The organism is Bacillus sp. FSL P4-0290, from assembly GCF_037975435.1.
Lineage (GTDB): Bacteria > Bacillota > Bacilli > Bacillales > Bacillaceae > Bacillus > Bacillus subtilis.
Map to the genome: position 1 here is coordinate 3,683,484 of NZ_CP150253.1, position 25,148 is coordinate 3,708,631.

Genomic DNA, 25,148 nt, shown 5'->3' on the forward strand with positions numbered 1-25,148 from the left:
TTTTCTTTTATTGCACCCGTATACTTCCTGCGTATTTATCTTTCCAATATGTGCTCGTGTTCATATTGGTGATGGTCACGCCGTTTGATAATGTGACATGAACAACTTGTCCGTTTCCGATATAGATGGAGGGATTTAAGCTTGTTGATTGAAAGAACACAATGTCTCCCGGCTTCAGGTCCGCCTTCTCAATCTTAGTTCCGGCATTGTACTGGCTTGTTGCGTATCGAGGCAGGGAAATACCGGCTGCTTTCTGGTAGACATATTGGACAAATCCAGCTGTATCAAATCCTGTCTCAGGTGTTACTCCGCCCTGTTTGTAAGGCACTTCTCCGACATAAAGCGTCGCTTCGGAAACAATCGGATTTTCTTTCGGGATTGTCAGGTTGTCAAATCGGCGAATACCCGTCATCTTCGATTTCCAGTAATCCTCTGACAAATAGGAAATGGTTACTTTTTCTGACCGGCTCGCCTGGATGAACCTGCCTGCGCCCGCATAAATGCCTGCATGTGAAATTCCCGTTTTATACGTATTGCTGAAATAGACGACATCACCAGGCTTTATGTTCTGAGGGGCTACCTTCTCGCCCACTGCCCACTGCTGTTCGGCTGATCGCGGCAGATAAATGCCGAGTGCCTGTTGAAACACATATTGCACAAGCCCCGAGCAATCAAAGCCCTCTGACGGCGTGCTTCCGCCAAACACATATGGGACACCGATATATTTTTCGGCCTCCTGAACGACAGGAACATCAGCCGTTGCCGGATCGGCAGCGATTCGTCTCGCCCCGATATAAGTTCCGCTCCAATAGCTGCTTTGTTTGTAATTGGTGATGATAACCCCTTTTGACTGTGTACTGTGAACCATTTGGCCGTCTCCGATATAAAGGGCGTCATGTGTCGGAACAGTGCCGGTGCTTCCCTCTTTCTTGAAAAACAAAATATCACCCGGCTTCAGGTTTTCCGGCTTTACAGCTGTTCCGATTTTATACTGGTCGTTTACAGATCTCGGCAGATGAATATCAGCCTTACTGAACACATATTGTATCAATCCTGATGGATCGAAACCCTCTTTCGGCGTTTCCCCGCCATATTTATACTGATATCCAAGCAGGTTTTTTGCTTCGCTGACAATCAATTCTGGTGATGTATCAGCTTCCGCAATCTCCGCTTTTGTCATAATTGGAACCAAAAAACAAATGATAACCGCCACAAGCAAAAACTTCTTCCAGTTTGCCAGTGTGTTCACTTTTATTATCTCCTCCTCTTTTTGCAGTTTTAACATCGGTATTTTTTTGAATATGTTAAGAGACTTTTTAATATTTTTACAGAATGAATATGCTGGGCAAATAAAAAGAGAGTGTCTCATCAGACACTCTCTTTTTTGAATTATTTATTGGCGCTTACCGGTTCTTCCTGCTGCTGGATTTTATTCATTTCCATATCAATCTTCTGTTTTTCCTGATCTGTCAGCTGATCATTGAATTTAAAAGCTGACATAAACATGAACACGATGGCTACGGCAACAAACGGCCAGATGGCTTTGACAAATTTCATCTTTATCACTCCGATTATTTAGATTTTAGTTTGTCACTATGATCAATATCAAACGTCAGTTTTCCGTCTTCTACTTTCCAAGCGAAATTAGAGTCTTTCGTCAGTTCGCGAATAATGGTTTTCTGTTTAAGGCTGTCTTTTTTCACAGGCGCAGGTGTCGCTTCATGGATGTCGATCGGTGTCACTTCAAAGCGGCCTGTTCCATTTTTCTTCAGGTGATACTGAACCAGTGCACTGTCTCTTGTTCTCGTCCAGCCCTGGTCAAAGACAAAGTTGCCGAGACTGTAGAAAATGACGGTTCCGTTATATACTTCAATCGGTTCTAAGACGTGCGGGTGATGGCCGACGATGATGTCAGCTCCCGCATCAGACATGGCTCTTGCAAGCTGGCGCTGGCGGTCGTTTGGATCATTGTCATACTCTTGGCCCCAGTGTGACTGCACAACAACGATGTCCGCATGTTTTTTCGCTTCTGAAATCATAGGGATGAAGATTTCAGGATCTGCGGGCAGCACGCCCGGCGTATTCTTTTTAGCCGCGAAATCTTTCCCGGACACATCGGTAAAGCCAAGCGTCGCAATCGTTACCCCGTTGACTTTCTGGTACGAAATTTTCTTTTTCGCATCACTTAAGCTGTATCCCGCTCCAACGATATCAAGATTTTGCTTCGCAAATTCTCCAAGCGTATCTTTCATGCCCTGAACGCCGTAATCCATTGCGTGGTTGTTTGCGCTGTTGAGAACCGTGAAATTCATATCCTTCAAGACTTTCACTGATTCCTTATTCGTCTGCAGATGAATCTCTTTATCTGCTTGTTTATAATTCTTTTGATAGGTTACCGGGTTTTCAAAGTTTCCTGCTACATAATCCGAGGCTCTAAAGATCGGTTCAACATATTGAAAAATACTGTCTGCCCCTTTTTGCTCCGTTACTTTTTCAACATAGCGTCCCATCATAATATCGCCTACAAATGAGGCTGAGAGTACGTCGTCAGAATACGTTTTGACCTTCGGCGTTTCCGCTTTTCCCGCCCACATGAAAGCGAACATAAGGACAAAAACGATCGGAATGGCAATAAATACGTGCTTATTGGTTTTCTTTTTTTGCTGTTTTGTCAGCTTTAGCAGCTTTTCATGAAAGCTCAGTTCTTTTTTCATCGTTTGACACACCTTACATTAAATTAAGTAGTAAACAAACATGATAGCAAAGGTCGCTCCGCTCAATAGCAGCGTGCTTCCGAACGTAATGGTTAAACCTTGTTTCTGAATGGTATTGGCAATTAAACCTGGCACGATGATGCCGATTCCTCGAAATTCTGCGATTTCAAATGGTACAATCGGGTATAGAAAATCAAACGCGATTTTTAGGACGATCCCTGTTATCAGCATGGCAGCGAATTTTCTGCGTCCGTACAAAATCATAAATTTGGATAAACCGTATTTCACGATAACATAAGTGAGCAAGCTCACTAGCAAAACAAGTAAAATAAAGACCGGCTGATTAAACACAAGTCCTAAATATCCCGGTACAACAAGTCCTGCCGGCACGATCCCTGTTTTTTCCGCAAAAATTAAACTGAGTAGTACACCTAAAATTAGTGCGATGTATAAATCTGATCCGAACATGTTTGCATTTCCCCCTAGCTTACGAGCTGCTTAACCTTGTATTCGTGGATTTTTTCAATTAAAGGCTCTGCGGCACCATGAATATTGCCGACGCCATATATGACACGGTTGTGCATTCTTTTCTTTAACAATTCCATAATTTCATCTGTTGACTTATACTCTAGATCATGCAGTTTGTCTGCAGGAATTTTGCCTTCTTCGTAGGCTTTTACGATCGGTTCTGTTGTTTCACCGATTAAGATCAGTTCACTTGCTTCAATATAAGGCAATACGTCATTTGCGAATTGCTGTGTCCGATCGACACGGTCTGCGCGGCAGTTCATGATGATGATCGGATCATCGGTCGGGTAACCGATTTCTTTTACACGTTTCCATATATTCAAAGTAGAAGAAGCGTCGTTTGCGGCAAACCCATTAACAAAGTGCCCAGGCTCGCTCGGACTGATCAGCGGAAGAATTCTCATTGCTCCCGGATCTGGCGGCGCATTCAGCATTCCCTTAAATGCTGTTTCTTCGTCAATGCCGAGTGCTTGAGCCACACCCAGCGCCAGAGAAGCGTTATCAGGGAATACCATGTATTCAAATTTACGTAAATACTCATCTGTAATTTTTGAGTTATCAGCAATGATGACTTTTGTGTTTCGTTCTTTTGCTTTTTGTTTAAAGAACTCGGTATATTCACTATCTGTAATGACAAGATGGCCATTATAAGGAATTGTAGCGGTAAACGCTTCTGCAATTTCATCAAGCGTCGGCCCCATGACATCCATATGGTCTTCTAAAACATTCACAATGACGCCGATATTGGCCTGCAGAAGTTCTTCCTGAAAGATGATTTGATAATCTGGGTTAACAGCCATGCATTCACTGACAATCGCGTTAGCCCCTCTTTCTACTGTTTCTCTCATGACTTCTTTTTGCTCTCCGATATTCGGCCCCTGAGGTTTCCGTTTAATCGGCTTTTCCTCCGGTGTGTCCCAGTAAATCATTCTTGCATCTGTTCCTGTTGTTTTTCCAACAGTCTTGTAACCGGCTTCTATTAATATTCCGGTTGTCAGCCTTGTCACAGTCGATTTTCCGCGGATGCCGTTAATATTCACCCGAACAGGGAGGGCATCAATGTTTTTCTGATGTCGTCGTTTTTCTAATATTCCGATGACCAGTATGACAGCACAGGCTATAATGAGTAACCACATTGCTTTTCGACATCTCCTTCTATATTGTTGTAAATTCATTCATCAGTATATAGAATCACTATGAATTCTCAATCGGCATTATGTAACATAATCTTCCCTAATCGACTAAGCCAAACTTCTCTTTTGAAAGAGATTTTATACCTACAAACTGTTTTCTATTTTTGGAAAACAGCAGGACTTATACCTCATCACTTTTTTTAAAAATCGAAGAGAATGCGCTTTCATTTTTCCCCTGATATCCTTCTGGACGTATAGTCACACCCTGGTGTTTGTGTTTAATATGCATTTCAAATCAATCTTTTTTTCAGCCTGTGTTATCAAGCATCTCCTGCTATCATGCGTGTTTCCGGTTCTTATGAACACAAAATAGTTTTATCCTGTTTCTTAAGGACAAGGTCATAATGTCATCCTTTCTGCATGGAATAAGCAATATGAGGCCCATTCCAAAATGACTAAGGAGGTTCGAGATGAAAACGCTAAACATACGAGTCCGAATTCTCTAACATAATTAAACATTTTCTGGGATGATAGTCTTTTCTGTTTCTCACCATTTACAGGTCTAAACGCATGACTTTGAAACAATTTTAATAAAACTTAATATTTGTTCAAGAAATCTTCATCCATATTTGTGAAGACTTTGTCAAAAAAAGAGTGAAAACCTTAAATTTTTCAATTATATATACAATTTACAAGTAGATTTCTTTTGATATTTTTATTGCTAACTTTGGATTGTTCATGATAATCTATCTATGTAAACGGTTACATAAACAAGGAGGAGCTGTTTTGGCTACAATTAAAGATGTCGCCGGAGCGGCGGGCGTTTCAGTTGCGACGGTTTCCCGCGTCCTGAATGAGAATGGCTATGTACACGAAGAAACGCGAACGCGTGTCATAGCGGCGATGGCGAAGCTGAACTATTACCCGAATGAAGTCGCCAGATCTCTATATAAAAGAGAATCCCGACTGATCGGACTTTTGCTCCCGGATATCACAAACCCTTTCTTCCCCCAGCTTGCCCGCGGTGCGGAGGATGAATTGAACCGGGAAGGCTATCGCCTTATTTTCGGCAACAGTGACGAGGAATTGAAAAAAGAACTTGAATACCTTCAAACCTTTAAGCAAAATCATGTCGCAGGCATTATTGCCGCAACAAATTACCCGGATCTCGAGGAATACAGCGGCATGAATTATCCAGTTGTTTTTCTGGACAGAACACTTGAAGGGGCTCCTTCTGTGTCCAGTGACGGCTATACAGGAGGAAAGTTAGCCGCTCAGGCTATCATTCACGGAAAAAGCCAGCGCATTACGCTCTTGAGAGGACCCGCTCACCTGCCGACCGCTCAAGACCGATTTAACGGCGCTTTGGAAATCTTAAAGCAGGCTGAAGTTGATTTTCAGGTCATTGAGACAGCTTCATTTTCAATTAAAGATGCACAATCGATGGCGAAGGAGCTGTTTGCCGCTTATCCAGCGACAGATGGTGTGATCGCGAGTAATGATATTCAAGCCGCTGCCGTTTTACATGAAGCATTGCGGCGCGGAAAAAACGTGCCGGAGGACATTCAAATTATCGGCTATGATGACATTCCGCAAAGCGGACTTCTGTTCCCGCCACTTTCTACAATTAAACAGCCCGCATATGATATGGGGAGAGAAGCTGCCAAACTGCTTTTGGGTATCATCAAAAAACAGCCGCTGGCAGAAACGGCAATTCAAATGCCTGTCACCTATATAGGAAGAAAGACGACAAGAAAGGAAGATTAAGATGCGTAATATTTGTGTGATTGGTAGCTGTTCTATGGATTTAGTGGTCACCTCGGACAAACGCCCAAAAGCCGGTGAAACGGTTCTTGGCACGTCATTTCAGACTGTGCCGGGCGGCAAAGGAGCAAATCAGGCCGTTGCCGCAGCCAGACTTGGGGCGCAAGTGTTTATGGTCGGCAAGGTCGGAGACGATCATTATGGAACAGCTATTTTGAATAATCTCAAAGCTAACGGCGTTTGCACTAACTATATGGAACCGGTTACACATACAGAAAGCGGAACCGCTCATATTGTGCTTGCTGAAGGCGACAACAGCATTGTCGTTGTCAAAGGCGCGAACGATGACATCACCCCAGCGTATGCGTTAAACGCGCTCGAACAGATTGAAAAGGTCGATATGGTGCTGATTCAGCAGGAAATCCCAGAAGAAACGGTTGATGAGGTGTGCAAATACTGCCATTCTCACGATATTCCGATCATGCTAAACCCGGCACCGGCCCGCCCGCTCAAGCAGGAAACAATTGATCACGCCACCTATCTGACGCCGAATGAACACGAGGCTTCGATTTTATTCCCTGAGCTTACCATTTCTGAAGCTTTGGCGCTTTATCCGGCAAAGCTCTTTATTACGGAAGGAAAACAAGGCGTCCGCTATTCGGCTGGCAGCAAAGAAGTGCTCATCTCGTCCTTCCCTGTAGAGCCCGTTGATACAACCGGAGCCGGTGATACGTTTAACGCAGCCTTTGCCGTGGCCCTGGCTGAGGGAAAAGATATTGAAGCCGCATTGCGGTTTGCCAATCGTGCCGCTTCCCTTTCTGTCTGTTCCTTCGGGGCCCAAGGCGGAATGCCGACAAGAAATGAAGTAGAGGAGCTGCTGTCATGAAAAAACACGGTATACTGAACAGCCATCTTGCCAAGATTTTAGCAGACCTTGGCCACACTGATAAAATTGTCATCGCGGATGCCGGACTGCCGGTTCCCGACGGCGTTTTGAAAATTGATCTTTCACTGAAGCCGGGCCTTCCGGCTTTCCAAGATACAGCGGCAGTACTGGCTGAGGAAATGGCGGTCGAAAAAGTCATTGCTGCAGCTGACATAAAAGCATCCAATCAGGAGAATGCGAAATTTCTAGAAAATCTTTTCTCTGAACAAGAGATTGAATACCTTTCTCACGAGGAGTTTAAGCTGCTGACAAAAGAAGCAAAGGCAGTCATAAGAACAGGAGAATTCACACCATATGCCAACTGCATTCTGCAGGCGGGTGTGCTTTTCTAGAAAGGAGGATGAAACATGCAGATTAAAATGAAAGACATTCATAAAGCATTTGGAAAAAACCAGGTGCTGTCAGGTGTTTCCTTTCAGCTCATGCCTGGCGAGGTTCACGCATTAATGGGAGAAAACGGCGCCGGCAAGTCCACGCTTATGAACATTTTGACAGGCCTGCACAAAGCAGATAAAGGTCAAATCAGCATAAACGGAAACGAAACGTATTTTTCCAATCCAAAAGAAGCGGAACAGCATGGAATAGCCTTTATCCATCAGGAATTGAATATCTGGCCGGAAATGACCGTTCTTGAGAATCTATTTATCGGTAAAGAGATATCCTCCAAGCTGGGCGTCTTACAAACAAGAAAAATGAAAGCGCTAGCAAAAGAGCAATTTGACAAACTCTCCGTCTCTCTTTCTCTTGATCAAGAAGCCGGCGAATGTTCCGTCGGACAGCAGCAAATGATCGAAATCGCAAAAGCGCTTATGACAAATGCCGAGGTCATCATTATGGATGAACCGACCGCAGCGTTGACTGAACGTGAAATCAGCAAGCTCTTCGAGGTCATTACAGCGTTAAAAAAGAACGGCGTCTCCATTGTCTATATTTCGCATCGCATGGAAGAAATTTTTGCGATTTGCGACAGAATTACCATCATGCGTGACGGAAAAACGGTAGATACAACAAACATCTCAGAAACTGATTTTGATGAAGTCGTCAAAAAAATGGTCGGCCGGGAGCTGACTGAACGATATCCAAAACGCACTCCTTCTCTCGGTGACAAAGTATTCGAGGTGAAAAATGCTTCCGTAAAAGGGAGTTTTGAGGACGTCAGCTTTTATGTTCGTTCCGGTGAAATCGTCGGTGTTTCAGGATTGATGGGAGCCGGCCGGACAGAAATGATGAGAGCGCTGTTCGGCGTTGACAGGCTGGACACGGGTGAGATATGGATCGCTGGGAAAAAAACGGCTATTAAGAACCCGCAGGAAGCCGTGAAAAAAGGTCTCGGCTTTATTACAGAGAATCGCAAGGATGAAGGGCTCCTGCTCGACACCTCGATCCGCGAAAATATTGCCCTGCCCAATCTGTCCAGCTTCTCACCAAAGGGTCTCATTGATCATAAGCGGGAGGCTGAATTTGTCGATCTGTTAATCAAACGCCTCACTATCAAAACAGCATCACCGGAAACGCACGCACGCCATTTATCAGGAGGAAACCAGCAAAAAGTGGTGATAGCCAAGTGGATCGGCATCGGACCGAAAGTGCTTATCTTGGATGAGCCGACCAGAGGTGTGGATGTTGGCGCCAAACGAGAGATTTATACGCTGATGAATGAGCTGACCGAACGCGGCGTCGCAATCATCATGGTGTCATCAGAGCTGCCTGAAATTCTGGGAATGAGCGATCGGATTATCGTTGTCCATGAAGGCAGAATCAGCGGAGAAATCCATGCGCGAGAAGCAACACAAGAACGAATTATGACACTTGCCACGGGAGGGCGGTAATATGAAAACGGAACAACTGCAAACAGAACAAAAACGGATTCACTTCGACGGAGTCATGCAAAAACTCGGCCCGTTTCTTGGTTTATTTATTCTCGTTATCATTGTATCTATTTTAAATCCCAGCTTTCTTGAACCGCTGAATATTTTAAACCTGCTTCGCCAGGTCGCCATTAACGGATTAATCGCGTTCGGAATGACCTTTGTCATTTTGACAGGCGGCATTGATCTTTCTGTCGGCGCTATTCTTGCCCTGTCCAGTGCTTTAGTTGCGGGGATGATTGTGTCCGGTGTCGATCCGGTTCTCGCGATCATCCTTGGCTGTATCATTGGTGCCGTACTAGGCATGATCAACGGATTATTGATTACTAAAGGAAAAATGGCGCCCTTTATCGCCACGCTTGCGACCATGACTGTGTTTCGCGGACTGACGCTAGTGTATACAGATGGAAATCCGATTACCGGACTTGGCACAAACTACGCTTTTCAGATGTTCGGACGCGGTTACTTTTTAGGCATTCCTGTACCGGCAATTACGATGGTTCTTGCCTTTGTCATCCTTTGGGTGCTTCTTCATAAAACACCATTCGGACGCCGAACGTACGCTATCGGCGGCAACGAAAAAGCCGCGCTCATTTCAGGCATCAAAGTGACGCGCGTGAAAGTGATGATCTATTCTTTAGCCGGGCTTTTATCCGCTCTTGGAGGTGCCATATTGACTTCCCGCCTGCATTCGGCCCAGCCGACTGCGGGAGAATCGTACGAACTTGATGCTATCGCGGCAGTCGTCTTAGGAGGGACAAGTCTTTCTGGCGGCCGCGGACGCATTGTCGGCACTTTGATCGGGGTCCTGATCATCGGCACACTTAATAACGGGCTTAATCTGCTTGGCGTTTCATCATTTTACCAGCTGGTTGTCAAAGGGATTGTTATCTTAATTGCGGTATTATTAGACCGCAAGAAGTCAGCTTAGGAGGGTTTTCACATGAAAAAGGCTGTATCCGTCATTTTAACGTTATCATTATTTTTGTTAACTGCCTGTTCGCTTGAGCCTCCCCAATGGGCAAAGCCGTCAAACTCGGGGAACAAAAAGGAATTCACCATTGGCTTGTCCGTCTCAACACTTAATAATCCTTTTTTTGTCTCATTAAAAAAGGGTATCGAAAAAGAAGCTAAAAAACGGGGAATGAAAGTCATCATTGTTGATGCACAAAATGATTCATCGAAACAGACGAGTGACGTGGAAGATTTAATTCAGCAAGGTGTTGATGCATTATTAATCAACCCGACTGATTCTTCGGCGATCTCAACGGCAGTAGAATCTGCAAACGCAGTCGGTGTGCCCGTCGTAACAATCGATCGATCTGCCGAACAAGGAAAAGTTGAAACCCTCGTTGCTTCCGATAATGTAAAAGGCGGTGAAATGGCCGCGACGTTTATTGCCGACAAACTTGGAAAAGGAGCAAAGGTGGCAGAGCTTGAAGGCGTCCCCGGCGCATCTGCCACACGGGAACGCGGCTCAGGATTCCATAACATCGCAGACCAAAAACTCCAAGTTGTCACAAAACAATCAGCTGACTTTGACCGCACGAAAGGCCTGACTGTCATGGAAAACCTGCTGCAGGGACATCCTGATATCCAAGCTGTTTTTGCTCACAACGATGAAATGGCGCTCGGTGCTCTCGAGGCAATTAACAGCTCGGGGAAAGACATATTGGTGATCGGTTTTGACGGCAATAAAGATGCGCTCGCTTCCATTAAAAACGGAAAGCTGTCAGCCACCGTCGCTCAGCAGCCTGAATTAATCGGTAAATTGGCTACAGAAGCAGCAGATGATATTTTGCACGGGAAAAAAGTGCAAAAAACAATATCCGCGCCTCTCAAACTAGAAACACAAAAATAATTGTTTGATGTTTAGGAACCTGCGATAACGTGAATAGAGATATAGAATGAATTATTTCTCTTACGTGAGGAGAGGAACGGCATGAACAAACCAACAAAACTATTTTCAACATTAGCACTTGCGGCTGGAATGACTGCGGCGGCTGCTGGCGGCGCTGGCACGATCCATGCTCAACAGCCAGAAACAACGGTAAGCATTGATGATTTATACAGTTATCCGATTGATTCTTATTTGGTATCAGCAGAGGCTCTAAATGTCAGAACGAAGGCTTCCGCATCAAGCCAAAAAGCCGATACGCTGCACTTAGGAGATAGCCTAAAGCTGATTTCCTTCTCAAATGCTGACTGGGCAAAGGTTCAGTATAAAAACGGAAAAATAGGATTTGTCTCCACTCATTACATTGTAAAAGCAGCGACAACGGTAAAAACCAAAACAAAAACAAAAGTATATACATCCGCTGATGGAAAGAGCATTAAGACTCTTCCAGCAGACACAAGCGTTTCTTTTTTAGGCTGGAGTAAAACGAATAAAGGCGGTTTTGATTTTGATTGGGTATTCGTTGATTACGGCGGTGCGACAGGTTATATGAAAACAAAGGATTTACACATGACAAAATAACTGAGAGGGATTCCGCATTTATGCGGAATCCCTTTTATTATGAATTGATTTGTCACATTCCCAAGATATTTCTCAGGAAATATTGTCGTATGCTGTGTCGAAACCTTACATGATCATCAACATTTTTGTTCACGCTAAAAAGCGGAGGTGTAAATATGGATCAATTTGAAGCAGCATATGAATCGTATAAAGCCCGGCAAACAACTGTCGATCAAGAAAATGTTCCATCTGGAAAAGAAGAAATTATTGCGGTTAGAAGAAATGAGGAAGACAATATTATCGCAGTGAAAACCAATACAGGAAGAGAGCTCGACTATCCTACTGCGCTGTCAGAAGCAAAATCAGGAAAACTCGCTCATGTTGATGTCTTCCATAAATACGGGCGTGACATTTTGCGAAGTGAACCGGACGGCATCAAGGAAAATAACCTGTCTGAGCTGCCGGATTTTTAAACAAATACAGCCCTGCCGTATGTTGGACAGGGCTGTATTTTAAACAAAAGGCTGCTGGATGTATTCGGCTAACCGTTTTGCACTGTGAGAAATATCCTCTGTAGCTGCATAATTCACGCCATAGAACACATATGGAGGCAGATACTTCATGCCGATCAGATTACTCGTGGCCTGAAATGGTTTCAATAGCTCACTGATCGAGTAATGATTTGCTCCGCCCGCTTGATATTTTTCCGCTTCGCTCCCTGTTGATACAGCCAACATCAGCTCCTTGCCATGCAAGGCATTTCCTTCTGAACCAAAAGCCCAGCCGTAAGTCAGCACAAGATCCTGCCATTTTTTCAAGAGCGGCGGAGAGCTGTACCAATATAGCGGGAATTGAAAGACAATCCGATCGTATTCCTCGCACAGCTGCTGTTCCTTCGCAACATCTATCGCTTCATCCGGGTATTCCTTATAAAGATCCCGTACTGTGATATTGTCATGTTTACTCAATTCCTCAGCCCACGCCTTATTAACAACTGAGGTCTCCATATGAGGATGCACTGCCAAAACCAATATTTTCATCAGACCACACCTTTACTGTTTTGATGTTATTTTATCTAAAATCAGGAAAAGAGCCAAATAAAAAGAAAGCCCTGCTAAAAGGGGCTTTCTTTTTTTCTTTTATTCAGGGCTTCCTTCAGTTGTTTCGATATCTTTCGCAAAATCAGGGTTATCCAGATTCGCATTAAAGAAATCCGCTGTGTTCGGAAGTCTGAGATTCATGTTCATTTTTTGAGAAATCGTAACCGTGCAATCCTCAAGCACATAGTCAAAAACGTGTCCGCCTGAATTGCGTCCTTCGTCAATGAAGTGCAGGTGATAGCCAGAAACGGCGATTCCGTTTGCATAAGCTGGTGTCAAGAAACCTACAATCGTTCCTCTCACGTTGTCGAAGTTGAAAATCGGCTGTGTTTTGACCGCTTCAACCATTGGCACGTAAGGTTTTTCTTGAAGTTCTACTGTTCTTGTCTGCACCTTTTTAAACAATCCGTCAATGCGAATTGCATAAAATAAGTTTCTGCTTGGCAGCATGCTGTTGATCTCTTTTTCAAAGTCTTCGCGTGTCATTTTCGCATCAATTTTGTGCGTCATGTCCGGTGTAAAGAACGTAAATGAACAGAACGGTGAACGGTCTCCATTTTGGACCGGTGTCGCGGTTCCGTCTGAGCGAAGACGGTAAAATTCGCCGTCAAACCCAATCAGCTCTCCGTCAAGCTTGTTAAAGGTTCCGATACCGAAGTCTCCATATTTCGGAATCTCTGACAGTTCAAAATCTCCGTCATATACTCCGTCTAATAGAGAAGTCATTGTTGATACTTGATAAATCTGGCTCACAGGCTGATCTTTTTGACCACGGCTGAGCACTTGAATGTTGCTTTCTCGTTTCATATTTCCCTTCACTCCTTTTATTTAGTGCTGTTCATAAAACAGTGTCGTGATGCGCAGAGTGCTAGAGAGCTTTCGTTTTCATGAGTTCCCCGAATTCTTTCGGAAGCTTGTCACTTGCTAAATTAATGTTATCACTGTAGTCAACCGGGACATCGATGATGACAGGACCTTCAGCGTTCATGCCTTGACGCAGAACATCTGCCAGCTGGTCTGGTGATTCTACGCGCAAGCCAGTTGCTCCGAAGCTTTCCGCATATTTCACGATATCGATATTTCCGAAATCGACCGCAGATGTACGGTTATATTTTTTCAATTGCTGGAATGCAACCATGTCATATGTGCTGTCGTTCCATACAATGTGTACAATTGGTGCTTTTAGTCGAACTGCTGTCTCTAATTCCATTGCTGAGAATAAGAAACCGCCGTCACCAGAGACAGAAACCACTTTTTCTCCCGGTTTCACCAATGAAGCGCCGATTGCCCAAGGAAGCGCAACGCCGAGTGTTTGCATACCGTTACTGATCATTAATGTTAACGGCTCGTAGCTGCGGAAATAACGTGACATCCAAATGGCGTGCGAACCGATATCGCAAGTTACTGTAACATGATCATCGACTGCATTACGCAACTCTTTAACGATTTCAAGAGGGTGCGCTCTGTCTGATTTCCAATCTGCAGGCACCTGCTCACCTTCATGCATATATTGTTTTAAATCAGAAAGGATTTTCTGCTCACGCTCTGCAAATTCTACTTTCACAGCATCGTGTTCGATATGATTGATCGTGGACGGAATGTCACCGATCAATTCAAGATCAGGCTGGTAAGCATGATCAATGTCAGCGATAATCTCGTCTAAATGGATAATTGTCCGGTCTCCATTGACATTCCAGAATTTCGGATCATATTCAATCGGGTCATAGCCGATCGTCAGAACAACATCTGCCTGCTCTAGCAGTAAATCGCCAGGCTGGTTGCGGAACAAACCGATACGGCCAAAATACTGATCCTCTAAATCTCTAGAAAGGGTACCGGCAGCTTGATATGTTTCAACAAATGGAAGCTGAACCTTTTTCAAAAGCTTGCGAACCGCTTTAATTGCTTCCGGTCTTCCGCCTTTCATGCCGACCAAAACGACAGGAAGTTTTGCTGTTTGGATTTTTGCTATGGCCGCACTGATTGCATCATCTGCTGCAGGACCGAGTTTTGGCGCTGCAACAGCACGCACGTTTTTCGTATTTGTGACTTCATTCACAACATCTTGCGGAAAGCTCACAAAAGCGGCCCCAGCCTGCCCTGCTGACGCTATCCTAAATGCATTTGTAACAGCTTCCGGTATATTTTTTACATCTTGAACTTCTACACTGTATTTTGTAATCGGCTGGAATAGCGCCGCATTATCCAAAGATTGATGTGTCCGTTTTAAACGATCTGCACGGATCACGTTTCCAGCAAGCGCAACGACAGGGTCTCCTTCAGTGTTCGCTGTCAGCAGGCCTGTTGCCAAGTTAGAGGCACCCGGTCCTGATGTGACTAACACGACTCCCGGTTTTCCAGTTAAACGGCCGACTGCTTGGGCCATGAATGCTGCGTTTTGTTCGTGCCGGGCAACGATAATTTCAGGTCCTTTATCTTGTAAAGCGTCAAATACCGCATCAATTTTTGCACCTGGAATGCCAAATACATGTGTGACACCTTGCTCCACTAAGCAATCAACAACAAGCTCCGCCCCTCTGTTTTTCACAAGGGATTTTTGTTCTTTTGTTGCTTTTGTCAACACCCTCACTCCTTATTATGCATTTTAAACGTAAAATTTTAAATATCTTGTGATAAGTTTCACTATACACTCTTTGGAAATTGACCTCCAATATCGATTCGCCTTATGATTAATATGTAATACGAATTATTAACCTATGGAAAGGAATGCATATTGAATGGAGCTTCGCCATCTTCAATACTTTATCGCAGTAGCCGAAGAGCTTCATTTCGGAAAGGCTGCCCGGCGGCTGAACATGACGCAGCCTCCTCTCAGCCAGCAGATCAAACAGCTGGAGGAAGAAGTCGGAGTTACGCTTCTGAAAAGGACAAAACGATTTGTCGAGCTTACCGCAGCAGGAGAAATCTTTTTAAATCATTGCCGCATGGCATTGATGCAAATCGGACAAGGAATTGAACTGGCACAGCGGACGGCCCGCGGCGAGCAAGGCCTTCTCGTAATCGGTTTTGTCGGATCAGCTACATATGAATTTCTGCCGCCGATTGTCCGGGAATATCGTAAAAAATTCCCATCTGTGAAAATAGAACTGCGTGAAATATCCTCGTCTAGGCAGCAGGAGGAGCTACTAAAGGGCAACATTGATATTGGTATACTTCATCCTCCCTTACAGCATACAGCTTTACATATCGAAACCGCCCAAAGCAGCCCTTGTGTTTTAGCTTTGCCTAAGCAACACCCATTGACTTCTAAGGAATCAATTACGATTGAGGATTTAAGAGATGAACCAATTATTACTGTTGCTAAAGAAGCATGGCCTACTCTATACATGGATTTTATTCAGTTCTGTGAACAAGCGGGCTTCAGACCCAACATTGTCCAGGAAGCCACAGAATATCAAATGGTGATTGGTTTAGTCAGTGCCGGAATTGGTATGACATTTGTTCCTTCCTCAGCCAAAAAATTATTTAATTTGGATGTTACTTATCGAAAAATGGACCAAATACAGCTTAATGCAGAATGGGTTATCGCTTACCGCAAAGACAATCATAATCCGCTTATAAAGCATTTTATTCATATTTCAAATTGTCAGCAGACAAGAACTAAAGAGAGTGATGCAGGTACATGAACAATACTTGCAATCTCTTTTTTCTTTTGGGATTCTTATGGAATTTTTATTAATTTAATATAATCGCTTAGTACAACTTTATATCAGTATACGTATACATACAGTACAAATAGTTGGCAAGGACATCAGTAAGCGCAGGACATTAGTTTGATTTTAAAAATGAAAGATAGAGAGGTGAAGTAAATTATTGAGTTCACCGGCATATTCACATTGCTCGCTTTTTTCGTAACAATGATTTTTATTTTCTGGAGACCAAAAGGACTAAATGAAGCTATCCCCGCCACATTTGGCGCTTTAATGGTTTTATTGTGCGGAAGTGTGTCATTGGCAGACTTAGGGGAAATCGGAACAAAAGTCACGGGTGCATCGGTTACAATCCTTGCCACTATGATTATGGCCATTGCACTAGAAAGCTTTGGTTTCTTTTATTGGGTGGCTGCAAAACTGCTCCAACAATCCAAGGGTTCAGGCATCAAGCTTTTTTGGCTAACCAATTTGCTCTGCTTTCTCATGACCATTTTCCTGAATAATGATGGGAGCATTTTGATCACAACTCCAATCCTTTTGCTTGTACTAAAATATTTAGGTTTAAAAAAACATCAAAAAGCCCCATATTTATTAAGCGGTGTTTTAATAGCCACAGCCTCTAGCGCACCGATTGGCGTAAGTAATATTGTTAATTTAATTTCTCTCAAAATCATTGGAATGGATCTATATCTTCACACCGCCATGATGTTTGTCCCTAGTATGATGGGACTCATTTTTATGACTTGTCTACTGTTTATGTTCTTTTATAAACGTCTTCCCAAAAGCCTGCCAGATATACCGGGCCATTTTCAGTCTCTGCGGCATAGAAGGTACCATCCTCTTCATTCGCCATCAGCTCCTTTACCAGAACGAAATCAAACAAAAATCATGTTGTTTGTGCTTGCATTTGTTTTTCTCGTCAGAATGAGTCTATTTGCAGCATCATATACCGGTATTTCTGTTCCTCTAGTCGCTGTCATCGGATCTTTTATCCTGTTGAGCTGGAGATGGATTTATTTCAAAACCTCCCCAAGAGACTTGTTATATAAATCGCCTTGGCACATTTTTATATTCGCTTTTACTATGTATGTCTTAATTTATGGTCTGCATAATATTGGATTCACAGAGTTACTTGTGAGTTATTTTGAACCTGTGGTTTCTGGAAGCCTCGCCCATGCAACTTTCGCATCAGGTATCTCTACTTCAGTTTTTTCTAATCTCTTTAACAACCATCCAGCGTTAATGATCAGTACTTTTACCTTAACTGAAATGACCCTGAATCCTTCAACAACAAAAATCATCTACTTGGCAAATATTATCGGCAGTGATATCGGTTCATTATTATTACCTATGGGAACCTTAGCAACGCTTATTTGGATGCATATATTAAAACAGCATGATGAAAGTATTTCATGGGGCGAATATATAAAAACGACCATTATCATCATTCCGCTGACTGTTCTTTTTACGTTAACATGTTTATATTTTTGGATCAGTTGGTTATTTCTTTAGCACAGTATGAAACGAAAAACTGCCTTCTGCTTTTCAAGAGGGCAGTTTTGTATACACTAGGGAAGATGCATTGTCTTTAGATGATTTAACTTCCAAATGACTGGCTCTCCACTTGCGTTAATAAGCTCAATGATATTATTAGAGACACCCTTTAATAGTCCGACTTTTTCTGGCACCTCTCCCATATCAAATATGACCAATTCACCAATATTTTTTTTGATCTGCTCCTCAAAATTACGCACAAGAGGAACTTTGGAAGGCACGACCGGCAATTGTGAGTTGTCAAGAGTATACGGTGTTTGTTCAGTTGAATAAGGGGTAAACCATTTTAAATGATGCATAGATATAAAAAGTATTTTAAATACGGGTGAGAAAAATACAATATAATCGTTTAAAACATTTGTAACATATCCATGGATCGATCGACCCCCAGTTACATAAACTTCAATAAACTGGCCTTTGACCTTGTTTAATGTATTTCTATATGAAAAAGCTAGAGTTTCTGCCTCTATCATTGGATCTTCCGGATTGATCAAAAATGGCTTCTCAGTACTGGTCATTATTTTCGCCTTGTTTATTTGATGAAGATGCAACAAGGGAATATAAAGATAATTGCAGCCATCAAAAATAACAAAAATATCCTGTCCGATATCTATGAGGGTGCCGACAAACCTTGTATCTCCTGAAATGACAACCTCAACATCTGTGTTAAGGAATTGATTCAAACCTTTCACGATTCTCCTCCTTTAACTGAAAAAGGGCATCACTTAATCTGATGCTCCTCCATTATCTATTAATATTTACGTTTCCAGTGATAGTCTATCGTTCTGACAATCGTTTCATAGCTATAATCTTCCTTTTGTTTTCCTGAACTTTTTATTGAACTTGAATAACCTGGTGATCTTGATGATTGATAATCTGATGATCTTGGCGATCGTTTAGATGATTTTGATGAACTCTTTGAACCTGATGAGCTGTATGATGTTGATGATCGATGATCTGAAGATTTTGATGATCGTTTAGATGATTTTGATGAACTCTTTGAACCTGATGAGCTGTATGATGTTGATGACTGATAATCTGAAGATTTTAGTGATCGTTTAGATGATTTTGATGAACTTGATGAGCTATATGGCTTTGAAGAAATTAACGAACTGCTGTACACTTCTTCTTTTTGATCTGTATCATCGCTGTCTTCCTGATTTTGATGCTCATTCTTTTCATCCTCTTTTTTGTACGACCCTTTTGGGCCTAAGCTGATGCTTTTTATGTGAAAAGGATAGATGCGAAGCACCTCTTGATTTTTCACTATAGTATAATGGCCGTCGGCATTATCTACAAGGATACCCTCAATGGCTTCCGGACCTCCACGATTAATTGAAACCCATTTATGAGTCAGACTCTTAAAAACCTCGCTTAAATAATCAGCTTCCAAGACACCTGATGGCGTCTGTCCTTCTATTTTCAAATCGGGCTCATGTTTACTTATACTCTTTATGTGATGGATATTAAAATACACTACCCCATCCTCATTTGTGTTTAACGCAGCGTAATCATCTCCCAGCCAGACCAATCTTCCTTTTTTAGATTCCGGACCCCCTTGATTAAATTGAACTGATTGGTTCATTAATTGTCCGATTAAGCTATGAAAATCGTCAGCGTCGGGCATTTCCTCAGTCTCAATTGTTGTGGTGCTATTATTGGTATCCTCAGTAATACTTTTCACATGCTCCAACTGATAATAAATTATTTTTTTTTCAGCTTGTAAAGCAATATAATCTGATTTTACAGCAGCTAATTTTCCTTTTTTAGATTCCGGACCTCCACGATATACAGTAACAATTTTATCTTTCATTGAATGCAAAAAGTTATAATAAGATATTTCATCATTTGAATGATACTTCATTCTTCTCTTGCTCATTCAAGTTCCTCCTAGTCACTTATACATAGATGATAAACATATTGCATATATACGTGTCACGTTTATTTGTTGAACTAATTCAATAGCCTAATTGTCGCTTTTTCAGCAGAATACCTATTTTCACACATTCATAAAATACTTAAATTATTTTTAAGGTATTGTGAACGGTTTTTAATATACTCACAAATCACATCCGGCTCACGGTCAAAACGCTCAACATCATTCTTTTTATATGGGTCCATTAAGATAAAAGGCCTAATCCGCTCATACATCGCCATTATTTTCGGTTCCATATATTCTATCGTAAAAAGAGATTGGAGCGTTTTTTCTAACAGGCGCTTGTAGGACTTGCGAAACTCGGATTCATCCAATATCCGGGCGGTTAGTGTATTAAATCCTTGAATTCTTACATAATCGGCAGCCATCCGCTCTCCATGGATATCCCTGCCCCAGGTCGCATCATAATCCCAAGGAATCACCTCAAATAATCCGGTTTCCCCGCTTCTGTATAATGCGTAGTTGTGGACAAATCCATCATAGTTCGAGGTGAATACAATACCGGCAAGCCAGCGCAAATACTTATCGACATCCACATGTTTTGTCACTTCTGACTTAAACTGAGCTTTAGGGACAGTATTAATTTTAAAAATCATATCCTGTAAATAAAAATCATCTTCCACAGTCCCTGTCTTCTTTTCATATCCAAGCTCCAGCGACGTCTTCGTTTCCTTTTCCAAATCGCTCATCAGAGAAAAGTTAGCATCATCATCCACCGCGTAAAAAATCGCGCCATCAGCCAGCTTCCTTTTCGCCAAATAATATTCATCTACGGATTCAAGTTCAAGATAAACCCCTTCATTCTTCCCATTCACCTTTACAAACACAAACTCTGCCTTTGGAGACAGTGTCCCTAGCTCCGAGAAAAAATCCAGAGACAATTTGTTTCTCATCAAGGAAGGGTCTTTATACTCCGCATTTAAGTGAATCTCTCGCGCGCCGCGGAATGTTTTCGGCTGATAAAAGGAAATATGGTATGACTTCTTTTTGAAGTCTCTGATATGTGATCCCCGATAAGCGATATCGATATCCAGCCTTTTTTGATTTACCTTCATCACAGCTGGCACCGGATCATCGTCCCATATATCCTTTTTTAATTCACGCAAATCTTTTGGATGAACAAACAGCTGATAAAGCGGTAAATTGGATTGATTCTTCATCCATAATCCTCCTTACAAATTTTAGGCTTTTATTTTTATAAGATCTCAGCGGAACACTTATACACTTTTTAAAACCGCGCGTACTATGAGGGTAGTAAGGATCTTCATCCTTAACATCATTTTTAAAAGGAGGATTTCAAATTGGGCCACTATTCCCATTCTGACATCAAAGAAGCGGTGAAATCCGCAAAAAAAGAAGGTTTAAAGGATTATTTATACCAAGAGCCTCATGGAAAAAAACGCAGTCATAAAAAGTCGCACCGCACTCACAAAAAATCTCGCAGCCATAAAAAATCATACTGCTCTCACAAAAAATCTCGCAGTCACAAAAAATCATTCTGTTCTCACAAAAAATCTCGCAGCCACAAAAAATCATACTGCTCTCACAAGAAATCACGCAGCCACAAAAAATCGTACCGTTCTCACAAAAAATCTCGCAGCTATAAAAAATCTTGCCGTTCTTACAAAAAATCTCGCAGCTATAAAAAATCTTGCCGTTCTTACAAAAAATCTCGCAGCTACAAAAAATCTTGCCGTTCTTACAAAAAATCTCGCAGCTATAAGAAGTCATGCCGTACACACAAAAAATCTTATCGTTCCCATAAGAAATACTACAAAAAACCGCACCACCACTGCGACGACTACAAAAGACACGATGATTATGACAGCAAAAAAGAATACTGGAAAGACGGCAATTGCTGGGTAGTCAAAAAGAAATACAAATAATCTAAGTTTTCATTGTTTCAATAGGCTGCCGGCGGAGGTACGGAAGCCTATTTTTTTATTTGCCCTGTATTAGATATATGTCATGACATAACATATGCAACCCGCATCATTTGGTTTCCTTTAAACCATTTCGTTATAATCAAGGTATCCTAACGATAAAGGCGGTTGTTGCTATGTACATATTTCAAGCTGATCAGCTTAGTGCCAAAGACACATACAAGCTATTGTCAGGTACCGTTATTCCCCGCCCCATTGCATTTGTGACAACACTTTCTTCAGAAGGAGCGGTCAATGCCGCGCCTTTCAGTTTTTATAACGTCGTCAGCTCAGATCCTCCGCTTCTCAGTATTTCTGTTAACAGGACGAAAGGACGCCAAAAAGATACAGCGCGAAACGCAGTGGAGAACGGAGAATTTGTCGTTCATGTCAGTGATGAAGCCATCATTGAAGATATCAATGAAACAGCTGCAAGCTTAAGGCCGGATGAAAGCGAACTTACACGCACCTCACTTCATCCTGTTGAAAGCAAAGCTGTTTCAGTTCCCGGCATTAAGGAAGCCCGCGTTCGCTTTGAGTGCAAATTAGAGCGGCATATTACCTTTGACAATGATCAAGGCATCACTACAGCAGATCTGCTCATCGGAAGAGTTGTCTGCTTCCACCTAGATGAAAAGGTGTATGATGCAGAAAAGGGATATATTTTAACGGATAAATTAAAGCCTGCCTCACGATTGGCGGGAAATCACTATGCCAAGCTGGGGGAAGAATTCACACTGATTCGTCCCAGCTGAAGAGAAGGACTATTTAAATAGAAGAAACTAGTCAAAAAGACCTTATGATTACAAAATATCGCCTGTAAATAACTGAAAAAATATCAAAAAAAGAACACCCAGAGTAAGCTCGGGGTGTTCTTTTATGAAACGTTTTTCCTTTTTCTTCGTATAAAGGTAGATGAGGAGGAATTGGAATGACAAACTTTTGGATTTTAATGCTGATCGCTATTACCATCAGTCTCGCCTCTCAATTTTTTATAAAGAAAAAATACGGTATTGATAAATCCGGCTGGCGATATAAGCATGTCAGCAATACACACAAATGGATCGAAATCACTTTACTTATTTTGTTTGTGGTTTCACTCTCCTTTTTTCCAGTTGAATATTTGCTTCTTTTATTTTTTATTGTGATTGACTCAATACGAATTTTTATGGAGTGGCATTATAGACCTGAAGATAAACAGTATATGTACCACATTGTAGAGGTCTCCCTTATGTTTATGCTTTTGATTTATATTTGTACCCTATAGTTATTTAAATCCCCACAGCCGCTCCGTCTCCCCGAGGATCGGCTCCGCCTTGGAGAAAGCCTTCTTCATCAACTTTGATTGCAGCCGCGTGTCCCATCAGCGGATCATAGTCACCGACAACCTCCACGAGATGCCCGCTGTCTTTCAGTTTTTGGATTGTTTTGTCTGTGAATCTGCCCTCGACTCTAAGACCTTCGTATTCCTCTCCCCACGTTCTGCCCCATACCCAGCGCGGTTCGCTGATTGCCTGTTGTGGATGCATTCCGTAGTCCAGCATTCGGGTAATGATGGCCGTCTGGGTCTGCGGCTGGCCTTCGCCGCCTTGTGTGCCGTACAGAATTTTTGGCTTTCCGCCTTTACAGACCATAGCCGGCATCAACGTATGGAAGGTGCGCTTTCTCGGTTCAAGCGTGTTGACATGATTTTCATCCAGTGAGAAAAATGATCCGCGGTTTTGCAGTAATATGCCTGTATCACCGGCAGTGACTGCCGAGCCAAATTCAAAGTACAGGCTTTGAATGAATGACACTGCGTTGCCATCCGCATCGATTACGGCCGCATATGCCGTATCACTTCCCACCGGCCTGCTTTCTGCCGGTTCTGCCAGATAGCCGATTTCTCCCGCCAATCGTTTCGCATAATTTTTATCTAAAAGCCTTTCAAGCGGAATGTCAGCAAACGCAGGGTCAGTCAAAAAGGCATTCCGATCTACAAAACTCTTTTTCAACGCCTCCACAAGCACATGATAATACTCAAATGAACCGTGCTCGATTTGGGTGAAATCATAGTTTTCCAAAATGTTTAGTGTTAATAAACCGGTAAATCCCTGAGAATTCGGCGGCGCCTGATACACACTGTATCCTCGATAATCACTTGATACAGGCGCTGCCCACTCACCCCGATGCGCTTTAAAATCATCGATTGTCATGTAACTGCCGTTATTCTGTAAATGTGAGACAATCCGCTGAGCGAGATCTCCTTCATAAAATGCGCTTCTTCCTTTTTCAGCAATCACATTCAGACTGTCTGCAAGCTCTTTTTGCAAAAACCGCTCTCCCGGGACAGGTGCTTTGCCCCTTCTCGTGAAGATGTCAGCCGTGTAAGGCGTGGAAGCCAGCAATTCAATATTCTTTTCTGTGTGACGACACTGATCAGCTGATACAGGAAACCCATTTTGGGCATAATCGCGTGCGGGCTCCAATACATCTGCAAGAGACAGACGCCCGTACTCCTTCAGGACCGCATCCCAGCTATCAACCATTCCCGGCACGGTAATGGCACTGTCAATCCCCCGCAGCGGAATCGCGCTTTTTCCCTTATATACATCTCTCGTTACGTTTTTTCCTGAACGGCCGCTGCCATTGTAGACTTTTACTGCCTTTGTTTCCTGGTGAAAGGTTAGCCAAAAGGAATCCCCGCCAAGTCCGGTCATATGCGGATACACAACCGCAAGACAAGCACTCACCGCAACAGCAGCGTCAAACGCGTTGCCTCCCTTGTCTAGTATGCGGTTTCCGGCTTGAGAAGCGAGGTAATGCGGACTGACGACCATTTGCTTTGTACCGATGACAGATCTGTTCATCACAAGTCCCCTTTTTTAAGAAATTTTCTTCAGTATAGGGAGCCTGATTTTTCACATCTACTGATCCGGCAGAAAAACTGACGAACTTTCTACTTTTCGCAAATAACAAGATATTTTTTCGTTCATTTCGAAAACAAATGAAAAATTATTATTTCGATACGTAACTTTTGTGATAAAATGATTGCTAAAAGGCTACGAAAGCAGGTGGAGCAATTGAGTCATGAATATCAAATCCCCAACCTTGTACTTGATGAGACTGATAAACAAATTCTCACGATTTTGCATGAAGAAGGCAGAATTTCTTATACGGATCTTGGCAAAAGAGTCGATTTGTCACGGGTCGCCGTGCAGGCCCGTATCAACCAATTAATTGAAGCCGGTGTTATTGAAAAATTCACCGCTGTCATCAATCCCGCTAAAATCGGCATTCATGTTTCCGTGTTTTTCAATGTCGAGGTAGAACCGCAATTTTTAGAAGAGGTCGCTCTTAAGCTTGAGGAAGAGCCTGCGGTCACCAGCCTTTATCACATGACAGGCCCGAGCAAGCTGCATATGCATGGGATCTTTGCCAACGATCAAGAAATGGAAGAATTTTTAACAAAACGGCTGTATCCATTGCGAGGCGTCGTCAGTGTTGATTGCCAGATGCTGATCAAACGATACAAAAGCCGTATGGGAATGAAGCTGTAAAGGAGAGAAACG

26 protein-coding genes are annotated in these 25,148 nt (G+C 42.7%); 14 read left to right on the forward strand and 12 right to left on the reverse strand.

Annotated features, from left to right (window positions below):
• Positions 1–7: 7 nt before the first annotated feature.
• The 5 genes from pgdS to pgsB all read right to left on the reverse strand — a co-directional run bounded on the left by pgdS (position 8) and on the right by pgsB (position 4,378).
• Positions 8–1,249, reverse strand: coding sequence for a gamma-DL-glutamyl hydrolase (gene pgdS, locus MKY10_RS19230; RefSeq protein ID WP_015251078.1), 1,242 nt, complete (start codon positions 1,247–1,249; stop codon positions 8–10).
• Between the two features lie 140 nt (positions 1,250–1,389).
• On the reverse strand, positions 1,390–1,557 hold the full coding sequence (gene edmS / locus MKY10_RS19235) for an extrachromosomal elements maintenance protein EdmS (RefSeq protein ID WP_015251077.1): 168 nt from the start codon (positions 1,555–1,557) through the stop codon (positions 1,390–1,392).
• Positions 1,558–1,571: 14 nt separating this feature from the next.
• Positions 1,572–2,714 (reverse strand): capsular polyglutamate synthetase PgsA, encoded by a 1,143-nt coding sequence (pgsA, locus tag MKY10_RS19240; protein ID WP_015251076.1) that lies wholly within the window; start codon positions 2,712–2,714, stop codon positions 1,572–1,574.
• A gap of 18 nt (positions 2,715–2,732) precedes the next feature.
• Positions 2,733–3,182: a poly-gamma-glutamate biosynthesis protein PgsC gene (pgsC, locus tag MKY10_RS19245; protein WP_003227889.1), complete on the reverse strand. Its 450-nt coding sequence runs from the start codon at positions 3,180–3,182 to the stop codon at positions 2,733–2,735.
• A 14-nt stretch (positions 3,183–3,196) separates the two neighbouring features.
• Entirely contained in the window at positions 3,197–4,378 is a 1,182-nt protein-coding gene (gene pgsB / locus MKY10_RS19250; protein ID WP_003227883.1) for a poly-gamma-glutamate synthase PgsB, read from the reverse strand.
• Positions 4,379–5,161: 783 nt separating this feature from the next.
• On the opposite strand from pgsB, the gene MKY10_RS19255 reads away from it, so the two are divergent.
• The 8 genes from MKY10_RS19255 to MKY10_RS19290 all read left to right on the forward strand — a co-directional run bounded on the left by MKY10_RS19255 (position 5,162) and on the right by MKY10_RS19290 (position 11,884).
• Entirely contained in the window at positions 5,162–6,142 is a 981-nt protein-coding gene (locus MKY10_RS19255; RefSeq protein WP_029726015.1) for a LacI family DNA-binding transcriptional regulator, read from the forward strand.
• A 1-nt stretch (position 6,143) separates the two neighbouring features.
• Positions 6,144–7,025, forward strand: a complete 882-nt coding sequence (rbsK, locus tag MKY10_RS19260; RefSeq protein WP_339225981.1) for a ribokinase — start codon at positions 6,144–6,146, stop codon at positions 7,023–7,025.
• Positions 7,022–7,417: a D-ribose pyranase gene (rbsD, locus tag MKY10_RS19265; protein ID WP_029318753.1), complete on the forward strand. Its 396-nt coding sequence runs from the start codon at positions 7,022–7,024 to the stop codon at positions 7,415–7,417. The genes rbsK and rbsD overlap by 4 nt, the downstream gene beginning before the upstream one ends.
• 15 nt (positions 7,418–7,432) lie before the next feature.
• Positions 7,433–8,914 (forward strand): ribose ABC transporter ATP-binding protein RbsA, encoded by a 1,482-nt coding sequence (gene rbsA / locus MKY10_RS19270; protein ID WP_029726016.1) that lies wholly within the window; start codon positions 7,433–7,435, stop codon positions 8,912–8,914.
• Between the two features lies 1 nt (position 8,915).
• Complete coding sequence (gene rbsC, locus MKY10_RS19275; protein ID WP_017696600.1) at positions 8,916–9,884, forward strand: ribose ABC transporter permease RbsC; 969 nt, start codon at positions 8,916–8,918, stop codon at positions 9,882–9,884.
• 12 nt (positions 9,885–9,896) lie between these two features.
• The gene (gene rbsB, locus MKY10_RS19280; protein ID WP_015251072.1) at positions 9,897–10,814 is read left to right on the forward strand and encodes a ribose ABC transporter substrate-binding protein RbsB; all 918 of its coding nucleotides are present in this window, start codon (positions 9,897–9,899) and stop codon (positions 10,812–10,814) included.
• Between the two features lie 81 nt (positions 10,815–10,895).
• Positions 10,896–11,432, forward strand: coding sequence for an SH3 domain-containing protein (locus MKY10_RS19285; RefSeq protein WP_017696599.1), 537 nt, complete (start codon positions 10,896–10,898; stop codon positions 11,430–11,432).
• A gap of 155 nt (positions 11,433–11,587) precedes the next feature.
• Positions 11,588–11,884 (forward strand): DUF3892 domain-containing protein, encoded by a 297-nt coding sequence (locus tag MKY10_RS19290; RefSeq protein ID WP_003227867.1) that lies wholly within the window; start codon positions 11,588–11,590, stop codon positions 11,882–11,884.
• 39 nt (positions 11,885–11,923) lie between these two features.
• Here MKY10_RS19290 and MKY10_RS19295 read toward each other — a convergent pair whose 3' ends face one another.
• The 3 genes from MKY10_RS19295 to alsS all read right to left on the reverse strand — a co-directional run bounded on the left by MKY10_RS19295 (position 11,924) and on the right by alsS (position 15,092).
• Entirely contained in the window at positions 11,924–12,451 is a 528-nt protein-coding gene (locus MKY10_RS19295; protein WP_003227865.1) for an NAD(P)H-dependent oxidoreductase, read from the reverse strand.
• A gap of 99 nt (positions 12,452–12,550) precedes the next feature.
• Entirely contained in the window at positions 12,551–13,318 is a 768-nt protein-coding gene (gene budA, locus MKY10_RS19300) for an acetolactate decarboxylase (protein WP_003244457.1), read from the reverse strand.
• A 61-nt stretch (positions 13,319–13,379) separates the two neighbouring features.
• A complete protein-coding gene (gene alsS, locus MKY10_RS19305) occupies positions 13,380–15,092 on the reverse strand; it encodes an acetolactate synthase AlsS (RefSeq protein ID WP_014478171.1) in 1,713 nt (570 codons plus the stop codon).
• A 157-nt stretch (positions 15,093–15,249) separates the two neighbouring features.
• Here alsS and alsR point away from each other — a divergent pair, with 157 nt between their 5' ends.
• Both alsR and MKY10_RS19315 read left to right on the forward strand, forming a co-directional pair.
• Positions 15,250–16,158: an acetoin biosynthesis transcriptional regulator AlsR gene (gene alsR / locus MKY10_RS19310; protein WP_003227859.1), complete on the forward strand. Its 909-nt coding sequence runs from the start codon at positions 15,250–15,252 to the stop codon at positions 16,156–16,158.
• 210 nt (positions 16,159–16,368) lie between these two features.
• Entirely contained in the window at positions 16,369–17,697 is a 1,329-nt protein-coding gene (locus tag MKY10_RS19315) for an arsenic transporter (RefSeq protein ID WP_010886626.1), read from the forward strand.
• A 56-nt stretch (positions 17,698–17,753) separates the two neighbouring features.
• Here MKY10_RS19315 and MKY10_RS19320 read toward each other — a convergent pair whose 3' ends face one another.
• The 3 genes from MKY10_RS19320 to cotH form a co-directional block, all read right to left on the reverse strand.
• Positions 17,754–18,431 (reverse strand): DUF2642 domain-containing protein, encoded by a 678-nt coding sequence (locus MKY10_RS19320; protein ID WP_014481116.1) that lies wholly within the window; start codon positions 18,429–18,431, stop codon positions 17,754–17,756.
• 59 nt (positions 18,432–18,490) lie between these two features.
• Complete coding sequence (locus tag MKY10_RS19325; protein ID WP_339225982.1) at positions 18,491–19,618, reverse strand: spore coat protein CotH; 1,128 nt, start codon at positions 19,616–19,618, stop codon at positions 18,491–18,493.
• Positions 19,619–19,746: 128 nt separating this feature from the next.
• A complete protein-coding gene (gene cotH / locus MKY10_RS19330; RefSeq protein ID WP_014478176.1) occupies positions 19,747–20,835 on the reverse strand; it encodes a spore coat protein CotH in 1,089 nt (362 codons plus the stop codon).
• Between the two features lie 141 nt (positions 20,836–20,976).
• Between cotH and cotG the strand changes: the two genes are divergently transcribed.
• The 3 genes from cotG to MKY10_RS19345 all read left to right on the forward strand — a co-directional run bounded on the left by cotG (position 20,977) and on the right by MKY10_RS19345 (position 22,864).
• Entirely contained in the window at positions 20,977–21,561 is a 585-nt protein-coding gene (cotG, locus tag MKY10_RS19335; protein ID WP_080478428.1) for a spore coat protein CotG, read from the forward strand.
• Between the two features lie 173 nt (positions 21,562–21,734).
• On the forward strand, positions 21,735–22,352 hold the full coding sequence (locus MKY10_RS19340; RefSeq protein WP_046160934.1) for a flavin reductase family protein: 618 nt from the start codon (positions 21,735–21,737) through the stop codon (positions 22,350–22,352).
• Between the two features lie 176 nt (positions 22,353–22,528).
• A complete protein-coding gene (locus tag MKY10_RS19345) occupies positions 22,529–22,864 on the forward strand; it encodes a DUF4181 domain-containing protein (RefSeq protein ID WP_046160935.1) in 336 nt (111 codons plus the stop codon).
• 4 nt (positions 22,865–22,868) lie between these two features.
• On the opposite strand, the gene ggt is transcribed toward MKY10_RS19345, so the two are convergent.
• Positions 22,869–24,446: a gamma-glutamyltransferase gene (ggt, locus tag MKY10_RS19350; protein WP_046160936.1), complete on the reverse strand. Its 1,578-nt coding sequence runs from the start codon at positions 24,444–24,446 to the stop codon at positions 22,869–22,871.
• 213 nt (positions 24,447–24,659) lie between these two features.
• Here ggt and chrS point away from each other — a divergent pair, with 213 nt between their 5' ends.
• Positions 24,660–25,136, forward strand: coding sequence for a chromate efflux transcriptional regulator ChrS (chrS, locus tag MKY10_RS19355; protein ID WP_014478181.1), 477 nt, complete (start codon positions 24,660–24,662; stop codon positions 25,134–25,136).
• The last annotated feature ends 12 nt before the right edge of the window (positions 25,137–25,148 follow it).